18 protein-coding genes are annotated in these 13,287 nt (G+C 33.7%); 1 reads left to right on the top strand and 17 read right to left on the bottom strand.

The window, feature by feature from the left end:
- Nucleotides 1-190: 190 nt before the first annotated feature.
- The 12 genes from MHB39_RS22085 to MHB39_RS22140 form a co-directional block, all read right to left on the bottom strand.
- Nucleotides 191-1,777 carry an IS66 family transposase gene (locus tag MHB39_RS22085; RefSeq protein WP_307476189.1) on the bottom strand — a complete coding sequence of 529 codons (1,587 nt, stop codon included), beginning with the start codon at nucleotides 1,775-1,777 and terminating at the stop codon, nucleotides 191-193.
- A gap of 53 nt (nucleotides 1,778-1,830) precedes the next feature.
- Nucleotides 1,831-2,184 (bottom strand): IS66 family insertion sequence element accessory protein TnpB, encoded by a 354-nt coding sequence (gene tnpB, locus MHB39_RS22090; protein WP_307476187.1) that lies wholly within the window; start codon nucleotides 2,182-2,184, stop codon nucleotides 1,831-1,833.
- A complete protein-coding gene (locus tag MHB39_RS22095) occupies nucleotides 2,181-2,375 on the bottom strand; it encodes a hypothetical protein (RefSeq protein ID WP_307476185.1) in 195 nt (64 codons plus the stop codon). Before MHB39_RS22095 ends, tnpB begins: the two co-directional genes overlap by 4 nt.
- 417 nt (nucleotides 2,376-2,792) lie before the next feature.
- On the bottom strand, nucleotides 2,793-3,296 hold the full coding sequence (locus MHB39_RS22100) for a hypothetical protein (RefSeq protein WP_342545385.1): 504 nt from the start codon (nucleotides 3,294-3,296) through the stop codon (nucleotides 2,793-2,795).
- 72 nt (nucleotides 3,297-3,368) lie between these two features.
- Nucleotides 3,369-4,361, bottom strand: coding sequence for an HNH endonuclease (locus tag MHB39_RS22105; RefSeq protein ID WP_342545386.1), 993 nt, complete (start codon nucleotides 4,359-4,361; stop codon nucleotides 3,369-3,371).
- Between the two features lie 60 nt (nucleotides 4,362-4,421).
- Nucleotides 4,422-4,970, bottom strand: a complete 549-nt coding sequence (locus tag MHB39_RS22110) for a hypothetical protein (protein WP_342545388.1) — start codon at nucleotides 4,968-4,970, stop codon at nucleotides 4,422-4,424.
- A 50-nt stretch (nucleotides 4,971-5,020) separates the two neighbouring features.
- Nucleotides 5,021-7,576 (bottom strand): AAA family ATPase, encoded by a 2,556-nt coding sequence (locus MHB39_RS22115; RefSeq protein WP_342545389.1) that lies wholly within the window; start codon nucleotides 7,574-7,576, stop codon nucleotides 5,021-5,023.
- A gap of 263 nt (nucleotides 7,577-7,839) precedes the next feature.
- Entirely contained in the window at nucleotides 7,840-8,265 is a 426-nt protein-coding gene (locus MHB39_RS22120; protein ID WP_342545390.1) for a hypothetical protein, read from the bottom strand.
- Nucleotides 8,266-8,439: 174 nt separating this feature from the next.
- Nucleotides 8,440-8,670: a hypothetical protein gene (locus MHB39_RS22125; RefSeq protein ID WP_342545391.1), complete on the bottom strand. Its 231-nt coding sequence runs from the start codon at nucleotides 8,668-8,670 to the stop codon at nucleotides 8,440-8,442.
- Nucleotides 8,671-8,791: 121 nt separating this feature from the next.
- Complete coding sequence (locus MHB39_RS22130; protein WP_342545392.1) at nucleotides 8,792-9,622, bottom strand: DUF1835 domain-containing protein; 831 nt, start codon at nucleotides 9,620-9,622, stop codon at nucleotides 8,792-8,794.
- A gap of 5 nt (nucleotides 9,623-9,627) precedes the next feature.
- Nucleotides 9,628-10,212, bottom strand: a complete 585-nt coding sequence (locus tag MHB39_RS22135; protein ID WP_342545393.1) for a hypothetical protein — start codon at nucleotides 10,210-10,212, stop codon at nucleotides 9,628-9,630.
- Complete coding sequence (locus MHB39_RS22140; RefSeq protein WP_342545394.1) at nucleotides 10,209-10,838, bottom strand: hypothetical protein; 630 nt, start codon at nucleotides 10,836-10,838, stop codon at nucleotides 10,209-10,211. The genes MHB39_RS22135 and MHB39_RS22140 overlap by 4 nt, the downstream gene beginning before the upstream one ends.
- Nucleotides 10,839-10,967: 129 nt before the next feature.
- Here MHB39_RS22140 and MHB39_RS22145 point away from each other — a divergent pair, with 129 nt between their 5' ends.
- Nucleotides 10,968-11,432, top strand: a complete 465-nt coding sequence (locus tag MHB39_RS22145) for a DUF4365 domain-containing protein (protein ID WP_342545395.1) — start codon at nucleotides 10,968-10,970, stop codon at nucleotides 11,430-11,432.
- A gap of 133 nt (nucleotides 11,433-11,565) precedes the next feature.
- On the opposite strand, the gene MHB39_RS22150 is transcribed toward MHB39_RS22145, so the two are convergent.
- The 5 genes from MHB39_RS22150 to MHB39_RS22170 all read right to left on the bottom strand — a co-directional run bounded on the left by MHB39_RS22150 (nucleotide 11,566) and on the right by MHB39_RS22170 (nucleotide 13,095).
- Entirely contained in the window at nucleotides 11,566-11,799 is a 234-nt protein-coding gene (locus tag MHB39_RS22150; RefSeq protein WP_042977390.1) for a hypothetical protein, read from the bottom strand.
- Between the two features lie 248 nt (nucleotides 11,800-12,047).
- Nucleotides 12,048-12,233, bottom strand: coding sequence for a hypothetical protein (locus tag MHB39_RS22155; RefSeq protein WP_342545396.1), 186 nt, complete (start codon nucleotides 12,231-12,233; stop codon nucleotides 12,048-12,050).
- 80 nt (nucleotides 12,234-12,313) lie between these two features.
- Nucleotides 12,314-12,691 (bottom strand): hypothetical protein, encoded by a 378-nt coding sequence (locus MHB39_RS22160; RefSeq protein WP_342545397.1) that lies wholly within the window; start codon nucleotides 12,689-12,691, stop codon nucleotides 12,314-12,316.
- A 14-nt stretch (nucleotides 12,692-12,705) separates the two neighbouring features.
- A complete protein-coding gene (locus MHB39_RS22165) occupies nucleotides 12,706-12,921 on the bottom strand; it encodes a hypothetical protein (protein WP_342545398.1) in 216 nt (71 codons plus the stop codon).
- A gap of 45 nt (nucleotides 12,922-12,966) precedes the next feature.
- Nucleotides 12,967-13,095 (bottom strand): hypothetical protein, encoded by a 129-nt coding sequence (locus MHB39_RS22170; protein ID WP_279381992.1) that lies wholly within the window; start codon nucleotides 13,093-13,095, stop codon nucleotides 12,967-12,969.
- Nucleotides 13,096-13,287 lie beyond the last annotated feature (192 nt).

A 13,287-nucleotide genomic window follows, 5' to 3' on the forward strand; every position in this document is an offset into this window, starting at 1 on the left:
CCCTCGCTCTCTTGCTCCTGCTTTTTGTCAGAAATCAGGATTTTTAGGAAAACATAAACGGTAAATGGAATGACAAGAATTAGGAGGTTAAAGAATAGATTTCCCGTAAGCCCGAAATATAAAAAATAGCGCACCTTTTCGGTACGCACGACGAATGGCCAGCTATCTGAAATTTTTTTCGGATAGCTGGCTATTTTGCACAATTGGCTTGGATATTTTTCGACCAAGGCATGTAATCATTTAAAAGTTCTGGCTGTTGATTAATTGGCAAATTCGGCAACTCGGTCATCAGCTTCACGAGGTACTGATAGAAATCGATACCGTTCACTTTTGCCGTTTCTGCCAAACTTAAACAGATGGCATTTGCTTTAGCACCAGCTTCACTAACAGAGAAGAGCCAGTTTTTGCGACCAATTACATTTGGACGAATCGCATTTTCAGCTGGATTATTATCAATTTCAATCCGACCATCAAACAGAAACGCCTTTAACCCATGTACACGATTTAAAGTGTATTCCGCTGCTTTTGCGAGTGCGCTTTTCCCGAAGAAAGGTGATTCATCTACCCATTTCAAGAATTTCTCTACAATTGGCTTGGAATATTTTTGCCTTGCTTTTCGGCGTTCACTTGGTGAAAGCTGCTTAAATTGGCGTTCTAAGTGATAGAGTTGATCACAATAATTAACGCCAATTTGCCCGTTTTTACTATCGGCTTTCAGCCAATAACGTCGAACGTGCGCCCAACAGTTAGCGAAGATGACATTAGGTAGATTACCGTATGCAGAATAACCATCACAAATGAGAGTTCCTTTAAAGCCAGCCGTAAACTCTTCCAGTACGGTACGACTTCTAGATAAAGCGCTCTGGAAAAGAATAATGATTGGCCCTTGGCTTGGAACACTTCGGAATACCCAATTATAGGCGTTTGATTGACCGCATTTCCCGTCTGATCGTTTAATAATTTGTGCATAGGTTTCGTCCACATGGAGAACAGATTTTGCTATTAATATCTTTTTCATCTGTTCATAAACCGGTAGAAGCCAATCTTTAGCTACACGAATGACCCAATTCGATAAATTCTTATCATTAGTAAGTAAACCATATCTTTCCCATTCTTTTACCTGACGGTAAAGGGGTAAATATTGAATAAACTTATCGTAGATAAGCTTTGCTAAAACAGTCGGTCCTGCAATGCTTCGCTGAATGACAGCTTGCGGTGCTTTCCCTCTTTTGATTTGTGCTTTTTGTGAGGTATCCTTTTTACAATGCCTACACTCATAAGCATGTTCGATATGCTGAACACGCTTCATTGTAGCTGGAACGAATTTCGCTTCTTCACGTGCAATTGTTGTACCAATTTCAATCATCTCACCATGGCAACAGTCACACTGCGTATTGTCAGGATGATGGTGGACTTCTTCCACTTCAATCCCATCTAAAAAAGCATCATTCCGTTTTTTCTTATGTAGTTTCCGAACAACTGTATAAGTAACAGTTGGCGTGCTTTGTTCTTCTGTGTGCTCAGAATCGCTAAAAGACGGATCATCTTCAAATAATGAACCTTGTCCATCGGGCGCTTGATACTTAGATTTTTCTGATTTAGAACCGTATAAAGCCTTTGTTAATTGGCGAATTTGTTCAGCTAGCACCTGATTTTGGGATAACGATTGATCCAGCTTAATCGAAAGCTCTTCATTTTGTTTTTTCATATAGGCTAATTGTTCTTCAAGTAATCGAATCACTTTTTCTGTTGTTGAAGCGTTATCCAAATCATTCACCACATTTCGTTCAATATAAGTTATGGATGATTATATCATTTAGATGAATTAATTTAAAAGACACCTTTTGCAGATTTTGAAATCGCCTTTGGCTGTTGAATTGATAACCCTTCTAATAGCCAACGAAGCTCCTGTTGCGAAAGGTTACGTACCTCATTTTCATTTTTCGGCCATTGCAGCTTGCCGTTATCTAATCGTTTATAAAGCATGGCGAAGCCATCGCCATCAAAGTACAGGCATTTATAACGATCCTTGCTCCATCCTGAAAACAGAAAGATGGAATCACTATACGGATCCAATTCAAATGAATCTTGAATGAGGGTTGCTAGACCATCAATTCCTTTCCGCATATCCGTTTTGCCACAGATGATATATATGTTTTTTACACTTGTAAAATTATGTTTCATCGACTGCTCAACTCCCTCATGATGACTTGGATAATGTGCTCATCTACACCATTGAAGAAGGAAATTTCAACATCAGTTGATTTAATTATGCAGCTTGGAACATGGGCTTGTGGTTGTGATGTTACAGATGAGAGGTTGTTAATAATAGGATCTAATGTCACAGGGACAATCGTTAATTTTGTGGTTGGCATAAAATTGGCACCTCCTTGAATTGATATGTCTATGGTATCGGAGATGCCAATGTGTTTATATGCGTTATTTGATTACGGGCTTACGATTTCCCTTCTTTTTCTCCTGCCTTTTTTCGCTATTTCCTTCCTGCCTTCTTTTTAAAAACTGTTGGTTTTTCAGGCCTTTCCCCCGCTTTTATATTCGCTTTCCTCTTGCCTTTCTCATGCTTTTTCCAGGCTTTTTAGAAACAAAAAACACGAGGAAAACTGGAGAGTTGCTCCAATTTCCACTCGTGCTATTTACCGTTTATGTTTGACCATTTTACATTTAGTTTTGCTATTTACCGTTTATGATTTGCGGTAACATAGAAAGGCAGAATGTAGGGTTTAGGATTTAAGGAACAATCATTTTCCTATCTCAGCTAAAATCCCACTATTTTATTCCTTATTCTTATCTAATCCACTTTTAAGAACAACTGCTAACATTCCAAGAGCAACAAATCCGCCATATTTAATCCCCTTTTGAATGTAATCACCAAAACTCTTTTTCGTTTCCTTTTGTATATCTTCTACTCTATCATCTGTTTTATCGAGCAATTTTATAAGTTCTATCCATTGTTCGGGAGTGAGATTATCCTTTTTTAAATTTTCAGCAATGATTTCTTTTGTTTTATTAAAACTTTCGAGTGCCTTAACAGAAACCTCTTTTTGCTCCTTTATACCATTTAGTATAAAATCCTGATTTTGCTTAAGTAGATTTGTCACATTAGGAATTGCTGGGAGCATTTTCTCTAAAACTCTTATATCAAGTCTATTAGTTAAACCTAAGAATCTTAAGAAATTGCTGTTTTCTGCAAGTTCAACCTCACTCTTAATTCCTATTTCATTTAACACAGCTTCACGACTCAAGAGCATCAATTCTTCTTTTTCATTTGTTTCCACTTGTCTTACCCTCCCTATTTTCCTTAACAAGATTTTAAGAAAGCTAATCCTTAAAACGATTAGTTTTTGTTATTATGATTCATTTTTAAATTCTCTTAAAACCTCTTTTTTATCATAAGAGTATGTAATATCTATTGTTTGTCCCTTCGTCTTTTCACTTGATGAAAAATCTTTAGGAATTGTATGAATTGTACCTTCTGGCAAGACCAGTGCATACTTACAAGGTAACAACAAATACTTTAATGTCTGTTGTGATTCTTCTAACTCACTTTCGATAGTATCTGGTCCTGCAAATGGTAGATAAACCTGATAACAAAAATTTCCGAAGCAAATTAAAAAGATACCAAATGGCGTTTTTTCTCTTGATTCCCATTTACGTATAGCCAAGACCATTTCTATATCAGCAAATGGTTTTCCCCCTGGAATAAACTGTTCAAAAACTTTACAAACCACTTTTCCATGTTGTGAATGGTCTTCCTCTCTAATCCAATCAAGTGTCTCCCAGAAATAAGGCAAATAATGTTTGGGCATTATCGAAAGGGCCATTTTTACAAAACATTTATAAACAGCCATTGGGATAAACGGAAATCTCTCTCCCTTTATCGTAAAGGAATTATCAGTGGCATCATCAACAATGTTTCCGCTGTCAATATAATCTTGAATGATGAACCTATTGCTCTTTTCTTTGTCATGCTCTATCCTTAAACCGTTTTTATGCTTATAGGTTGGAATCCCAGTTTTCCCTCTTATACCTGTGGTAGAGCGTTCAAATGAGAGATAATTTGCTAACTCACTTTCAAGTTTAGAGAATACTTTATTACATTCATCACATTCTTCAAATGAAATCAAAACCTTATTCCCAACTAATTCAGGTATAGCATGGGCTACCTTTTTAAATGTTGTTTCTTCTTTTTCTTTTCCGCAAAATCTACACTTTCTCTTATTCTTATCCCCTATAAACTGCTTATCCCTATTCCCAATATTTTCAGTCTTAAGTGTTCGGGGATAAATATTATAGTTATCCATATAAAACCTAATATGTTCTTTTACCTCATTTTGGTTCACTCTATTCACCAACAATTACTATGATTTTATTTATTATGATACCGTTACTCAAAATTGATTTTATGGATATATAACCTTTCTTATTTCAGGCTTTAACTGATATGTAAACTTTAAATTAAAACCAAAAATCTCTAATATTTTTTCTCCATGTTTTTGCATTTGTTCTTCCTGGAATCGATATGCATCCTTTTCAGATGGCAGTTTAAGATATGAATCGAGATTTCCATCAATTGTAGATATTTCTTCTTCAATTTGGAACAACTTGTTTTCATTTTGCCAAGCATGGCGAATCTCATGATATAAATTACCGATTAAACTAATGATTTCATTAGGGTCTCTTTTTATATCCCCGAAAAGAAATAGGAAAATTTTTATTCTCCCCATTTCTCCAATAGTTACACCCGCAGTCTCAGTTTCACCATTGAATATCTGTGTATATTGCTCCGCCTTCATATCAGGCTTATTTTTTTGTTCTTTAAGGAGTTTTTCTCGGTTTTCATAAAAGTATATAGTGTAATTTAAAGATGCGTATTCTTCTCCTAAAAGAGCAATACATTTGTTAATTTTTATTTCCAATCCTTTTTTTAAGTTTCTTATATTTAACCCCATAAATTCACCTCTTGCTTTTCACTCGTTTATTAATACAACAACTTAGTCTTTTACTTGTATTGCTCGTAAAGTCTATGAATATATTTTATATCATCATTAAAAGACTCTTTAGTTGCCCGAATATGCTGAGTCTCGGTAGGCTGACTGTGTCCAGTCATCCAACGACAAGATTTTTCAAATAAATCAGTTACTGAAGCAAGTTCATTAACAAAGTCACCCTTAATATCCTTAACTTTTGTAAACATGATATTTGGCTCATATCTCCGTATAACATTATTAAAGAAACCCTCTTCCACAATTAATTCACACCAAGTTCGGATATCCGCATATGCTTTCTTCAACGCCTCTTCTAATGTATCTCCAAAACAAGTTTTAGAATTAATTGTTTGTTCTTGAGCTTTTAATTTTTTCATTACTTCTTTCAGATTTTCTAATCTACCACTAAAAGACTCTGACACAATCCCTTTGTTCATTTTGTCAAATTCATCTACCTTGAAAAACTTGTTCTCTTTGTTTTTCATTTTTGCACTTGCATTATAAAGGTAGTAGTAAAACATAATATTGTGTGTAAAAACAACAATCTGTCTATCTAATGACAATTGATATATCAAATTGGCTATCATTTCTGACCTTTTATAATCTAATGAAGTGACAGGGTCATCAAAGAGTATAGTGTTAAAGTCATTACGAATGGTTATATCAGTAGCGAACTCCACCATGGCTAATGCTTTTTGTTCACCTTCGCTCATAATTTGAGATACCTTATATTCCTCAGAGGAGACATATTTCTTTCTCATTGTTTCCCCTTTTTTTGGAACAAGTTTTAATTCAACGTTTGACACTTTCAGTTCTTTAGCAAATCTGTTAAACGTCTCCAAATACTCACCCTGTACAATATTTTTGAAAGCCTCAGCTTGTTTTTTTGTCAAAGTATTCGTAGAAAATTTACTCTTTACCTTTTTATATTCCTCAATAGATTCTTGGAACTGAAACCAATCCTCTAAGAGCATCAATGAATTATGCAGTTTTTCATTTTTTTGTAGGGTTTCTTTTAATGACTTACGTGAGTCAATAATCTCAGCTGTTTCTCCATTGGATTTTCTTAGATTTCCAATCCTATCACTCAATAAATCAATTTCCATATTAATCTCCTGAATCACATCTGTTACATCTAAGACTACTTTTTCATCGATAACTTTTTTTGATTTTATACTTTTACTAAATACATCTATATTTCGGTTCACTAATTGAATAACCGACTTAATTCTTTCTATAAATTTTTCACTTTCAAATAATGCGACCTCTTCTTCAGCAAATGCTATCATCACATTTGTTACATCGTGTTTTAATATCTCTTTTTCAAGGAAATTCAACTTCCCTTTATTACTATTACTAACATGTTTCATATAGCTCTCAATCATGTTAACACTTGTTGAATTAAGAGGGTTACTACAAAAAATGCAGGGTTCACCTAATTTGAGTTGAGTTTTGCTAATAGAATCGAAATACTGTTTACCTGCCTTAACAAACACTAACCATTCATTATTTACAAATTCCAGAAAGGATACATTTTTTTGAAAGGATTCGTTAAATTCACGTTCCTCCTGAATTTTTTGTTCAAACTCCATAATCAGCTCATTGACCTTTTCTAAGTTTTGCTGACTTAAGATAGCGGACAATTTTTGAATAGATTCCCTAATTGATACAAGTTTTGTTTTCTGTGCATTTAATATTTTAATCTTATCTTTTGGATTAGAGGATTCCAACTCACTGATTTGAGTGTCAATTTCCTGAATTACCTCTTCATATTCTTCACTGCGGGGGTAGTTGCTATCAAGATAAACCTTAATCTTCTTATAATCTTTTACTCCCTTAAAAATATCCTCAAGTTCCTCTCGGATAAAATTATAAGAAGAATCTATAAAAATTTTATCCCGCTTAACTATCATGGCTTCAATAGCTTCATTAATTTTGTTCCGTAATGAATCTAACAGGTCAGAAATAATTTGGAATTTCTCAAATCCTTTTGGAAGGATGCTAAAAGTAAGGTCACTATTTATCAAAGGAATAACAGAGTCACTGTCGAAGACATTTATTTTACATAATGCTGGATGTTTTTGATTAATATGTACAATTTCATTTTTCTTTTTGTCACCCGATGAATATGTAACTTCAACGGTTTGTAACAATGGTTTATCAATTGATTCTTCCATATAGACATTTGGGATTATTGCCAAATCCCTTTCTGAAGTAAAATAGTTATCTGCTAATTTACGGAACATACGAACATAAGAAGATTTTCCAGAACCATTTTCTCCGTAGAATACATTGAGGTTTTTTCCTAATGAAAAGCGAACATCACTTGATAACGCATTAATATTATGAGGAGCATTTATTTCATCTATAACCAACACTGTTTCATCTAAATATTCTCCGTCCTTATCAAGAATTTCATCGAGCTTTTCTTTACTTTTTATTAATCGGAGAACATCTTCTAAAAGTTGAAAGGAATCAATATCACAATTTGTTTTAACTTTGTTAAGAATATGTATTTTCCACGCTTCTTCCCCTGCCCATTCAGACAAAAACTGAAATGCTGTTGTCATATAATCCCCTCCAATAGTAATAAGAATTACTTCGACAACATCCTACAAAATCCTCCCATTATACTAAATTTCACATATCTATCATTATTTCAGTTTTTACTCTTCTTTTTTACAAGAACAAAAAAAACACGAAGAGGAACTGTATGGAATAGTCCAATTCCTGCTCGTGCTGTTGTTACATTGTTTTACTTTGAACAATATACTTTTATATTCGCCAATATTGACTAAATGTTTTGTCGGATTAAATCGTTCTATAATAGATATTATAAAGAATTAACAACCTTAGTACGATACTCTTCCCAATAGTTATCTTCATCGCCCCATACACTGTGCAACCATATATACATAAATATAATTTCAAGGTACTGCTTCTTTCCTTTTATAAAAGGTTTCTTTGAAATCTTTGTGTAAAGTGAATTTAGATTAAATAGATTTGTTTTTTGCTTATAATCATAAAAATATGGTTGCCATTCTTCATTGCTCTTAATTTTATGTTTTAATGGCCATAAGGAATCGTCATTAAAAAATCGTGACAAATAATCTGTAGCAAAAGTCCAAATATTCACTTTGTACTTATTCCAAGTCTTTTCTAACCACTCGTTGATTTCTTCGGTTAAAAATACTGAAGGGGTATTTATTTCTTTTTCACTTTCAATCCTATAGTAATCTTTTATAAAAAGGAATAACATCTCTGTTTGACCTTTTAAAAATGAGTTCTTTTTTATTAACTGAGCATAAGCATCATAAGAACAACTTCTAAACTCTTCCTCTTTATTGTAAAGGAAAAATAGTTCATCCTTCTTGAGAAAACTTATTATAGAGCGATGGATATGCTTTTCATGTACATCATATATACTAACTAACTATTCCTGAATTTCATTATCATACATTTCCAATTGATTTCTGAACTTTACTAAACGTTCTTCGTTTAAAAATGTTTTTTGTTCCATTTCTTCAATATTTAAATACTGATTAAAATATTCAAAAACGTAATTCACACAAATTCGCATGTTATCCATTCTGGCATCAATATCATATTCATTTATTTTATCTTCTCTTTTTCTTTTTGAAATATATTCTTCAAGAGAAAGCATCTGATTCACACCCTATTTACTTTTCCATAAACATTCATTATTAAATCCTATATAACAGTATTCAATCTCAAAATTGCAAACGCACCTACTACACACAGTTCATCCCCTTCAATTCCAATTATCACATTTTTAATTTCACACTATAAAAACGCATAGCTTCAAGACTACCTTCTGACTCAAATACTCCTTTTTCTATCAACTCCCTAAGCCTATACTCCAAAAATCCATCTCCTACATATTGGTCTAAATGTCCCAACACTTCACCAATTAATCTTGCAGATTTCATAAAGTCTTTTTTCTTTTGTTTAGCATGTAGCCTTTTAGCCTTTTTAATAATAAATTTATCATAATAGTCTTCAGGAACGCTCTGTATTTTTCCGTTTCTCCATATTCTTAATGTTTCTTGATTACCTAAAAGGGACAGCCATTCTTTTTCTAAGTCCTCTCTATCATGGTCTGTAAAGAACTTTCCACGACCCTGTTCATATATGATTTGGAGTTTTTCAGGGGATATCTCACCTGAATAAAGTGGAGTATATTTAACCTTTTTCACCTGAAATAGCTCTTCGTACTCTGCTGTCGTGTTGATAAGGCTGATATCAACATTTTTTTCCTTTAAAAGATAAACAACAAATCGCAACCCTGTCTGTTCATGTGCGTTATCAGAAGTCCAAATTGTTATATGAACTCCCTCTGGTATAGAGTTGATTTGGTTAATTGTCTTTTCAAACCCTTTTTTATAATCGAGAAATTCATCATATTTATCCGTAATTATTTTTTTCATCCATTCAAACCTGGCCTCTTTACCACTTTCCTCATGCAACTGCCAGACTGGACCAATAGAGAATATGTCCCAAAAAGAGATGACCTTTTCCTTTTTATCAAGACCCATTTCCCGTAAAACATATTTTAAACTACCTGAAGCTGATGCTCCGAATAGAATATGTATCATATTTATTAATTCCTCTCTACTTTAGCAATAAAATATTTTTCGGCACCACTTATATTATTCCACTCAATCTTATACTCATGATTAAGATGATACCTAATATCCTTCTTACCAGTCGGCTTTTGAATTGTTCCCTTTAACCGCTTTTCTTTCCTAAAAAGACGATAAATCCCTTCCTCTCCCTTATTGCTGTAAAATAACGGGTCATTTACAACAACCAAGCAATACGAATCTGAAAAACCTGCATCAACCAGTTCTTCAAGGAATTTAATATCCTTACACATGGAAAACATCTGCTCTGGATACTGCCCGTTTGTTGGATACTTAATCTCAATACAGTGTTTTTCTTCCGTAGATGGATTAAAAACAACAATATCCATTTCCTTTTTAAGAAAATGCCCTTTATCCAATCCAAAGTAATTGATATTCCGTTCTAATTGAATTTTATATTCTTTCGGCAAATTGGCTCTTAGAAAGATTGCTAATTCAAACTGAATACTGAACTCATTGTAAATTTCTATACTGCCATTGGAAATTTGGTTTATGAACTCCACTAACTGAGCTTGTAAATCCATACTTTTCACGACTTTCATAAGTTACCCCTTTGAAGTGGGGCAAAATCTTCATCAAAGCACATATAACAGTAGCCTGACTGGTCTTGTTTGAAAATGGCATTTCTCTCCTCATTTAATCCCTCTGGCGTGATACTATATGCACGAATTCTTTGTAAATCAAATTCATTATCGTGATAACGATAAACCATTAAAACATTCGACTTTTGAACCTTATTCTTTTGAAGAATCAATTCGTTAAGATAATCTATCCTTTCAGCAGATTCAATGTATTGTATCCCAATAACATTATGTGGAATATACCCATCATTTGTTTGTGAAAATAGCTTTTCAATTGTTTCAATATCCCTCTTGGGGAGACTCTCTCTCTCCAAATGTAAGGCAAGATATAAAAACTGTTCATCTTCAAATCGGGCATCCCACTTCCACCAAGACAAATCCATTGGTCGGGAACGCCCTTTTAATTTATCAAACTTAGAATCCTCAATGAATGCATCGAAGCCAAGCATTTCTCCTAATTGGGCAAAAAAGTCAATTTCCCTTTTTGTGAACATAGAAACATTATGTAGGTAGGACAAGTTCATTCTTCGATAATTCCTTACATAGCCCTCAAAAAATTGTACGAGATTAAAATATTGTTTTTCCATCGTAATCTACCTTTCCTGTACTTAAATCAATAATAATTGAAATTTCAAACTACCACACTTTAATTCTATGTTATTATTTGATATTGGGAAAGTCTGTATAAAATTTGAAAATTGTATGGAGGGGAAGCAATGCCAAATACTGATTGGACAAAACTAAATTCATTGCAAATAGGGCGATATGCGGAGTATTATTCAAAGATGGAGTTTGCCTCATATGGGTGCGATGTTTACACTTCGGAAGTAGATGACCATGGCGTAGATTTTATTATAAAAGATAAAAATGGTCGGTTCTGTGAGATACAAGTTAAATCTCTTAGAGGAACAGGATATGTGTTTATGCAAAAAAGCAAATTCGATATTACTAATAAAAACCTATACCTGGCTCTATTAATTTTTAATGTTGGGGAAATGCCAGATATTTTCCTTATACCAGCTCAAGCATGGGAAGTACCAAATGAAATGTTCGTTGATAGAAATTATGATAAATCAGGGCAAAAAAGTGCTCCCGAATATGGAATCAATATCTCTAAAAAGAACTACTCCATACTTGAAATTTTTAAATTTGAGGATTCAATTGGAGACTTTTTGAATTAAATAAGAAAGACCACCCTTGTCCAGTAAGGTGGTCTTCTCAGTGAACCATTTGGAAATTCTATTCTTGTAGTCTCTATTATATCATTTCCTTTTTGACTGTAGCAGGACTTATTGAAAAATTCCTATAATATCCTCACACATCTATTTTCATCAATAGACCTTTCAGTTCCTTTATTGATTCAGATGGAAGAACTCTCACAAGATATTCTAAACCAAAATTCGCAATATACGTCAACAATATCGCCCTTTTTTCGCTCTCCATAAATACAAATTCCCCTTTAAACAATTCAGTCGGCTTTTCTGGGAACTGTTCGATTTCTGCATAGGTTATTTTTTGACCATTTGCCCTCGGAACTAAGTTTGACAATATCCTCTCTCCTTAATAAGAATACTAATAAACAAAATTTAGCCTAATTTATAGTAATTCAAGGTTAAAACTCCCTACTCCACGTTTTTAGACAAAACGGACATTTCCAAGCAAAAATTGAATCCCAATTGGAAATACCGATTTTTTCATTTACATAACTTAGATTGTATTTCTTTTGTTCTTGCTCAGTAAGAACTCTTATCAAATTCTTTCCGCAAAACGGACAATATTCTTTAGGTATTTCTTGCTCATTCTTCAATTTTTTCTTCATCACTTTTAACAATACGACATAGCCCTTCTTTAAGAAGAAGACTTACATCTATACAGGCTTCTAAAAAATCTATTTTTCTATACAGCTCTTGTTCCCAAAAATTGATTTGGACTTTATTACGGATGATAACATGTACATTCTCCAACATTTGATAGTGACTCAACATTTTCCCTCCAGCATTATGTTAATCTTATTCGTGTACCTACTTTCGTAGCCTTTAATTTGTATCATCAGATATAACCTTTACCCCAAGTATAAAGTTATTGCCCCCTCTTTTTCAGCAGTTTCTATACAGCAAGATAAGAAACGGAGCAACCTCTCCTTTTCTTGGTCGGTATCAAGTTGCATGGGATGCATACCCGAAAAGATTAACACCGCAGGATGCAACAGTTCTCTTTTGGCTTCACTATAAAACTTTTGATTCTCCACCTCGTTGAAGGCTTGTTTTAGCGTTTGATAAGAAACAGTGACTTCTTCTCCTCTCCCACTGAAATCTATCCCATATGGATTAGCCAGACCCAATGGCACATATAGATGCTCAACATTTGGATTCCAGACCTGAAACGATTTCGTTGCAAAAACCTCATTCTTTTTATTTCGTGCTTCAATATAAAAACCCATAATTCCTTCTCCCCTTATCTCTCCATTAAGTGACTTGATAACTCCTCCAGCATTGCCAAATACTCCTTTTCGCTGTCAGGTTCACCGAATCCATATTCCTTCAACTGTACAGTAGGTGTCTGTAACCATTCCCGAATATCCTTGTCCATTTCCAGGTCCTCCAAAAACAAAACCTCCTCCACCAATTCGTTTATATCTGCATCTTTTTCCTGCATAATTTCATTGCTCATTCTTATATCCCCCTTATTCTTAAAACACTCCATTAACAAGACCACCTACATCAAAAAGAAGACTTTTGCGTAATACCCCATAACTAAGGCAATTGCTATCATCAGAAAGTCCCCCAGTAATTCAACCGAAAGATTCAGCAAGGATTCTTTCAACTTTGTTTTATTCAGCAACATTTTCTATCCCCCTTTCAAATAGAGTTTGGAAACAAACAATATAAAAAACGCCCAGTCGGGTTGACTGAGCGTTAATATATGTAATATGAACTTTTATTGGAGATAACTAAAGTCCTCATTTTGTTTCCTCGTTTCAGAAATCTTAATATTTTATAAATCTATGATAACTACAGTTCTTCACGATATCAACTC

This window comes from Lysinibacillus sp. FSL K6-4013, assembly GCF_038630435.1.
In the GTDB taxonomy this organism is placed as follows: domain Bacteria; phylum Bacillota; class Bacilli; order Bacillales_A; family Planococcaceae; genus Lysinibacillus; species Lysinibacillus boronitolerans.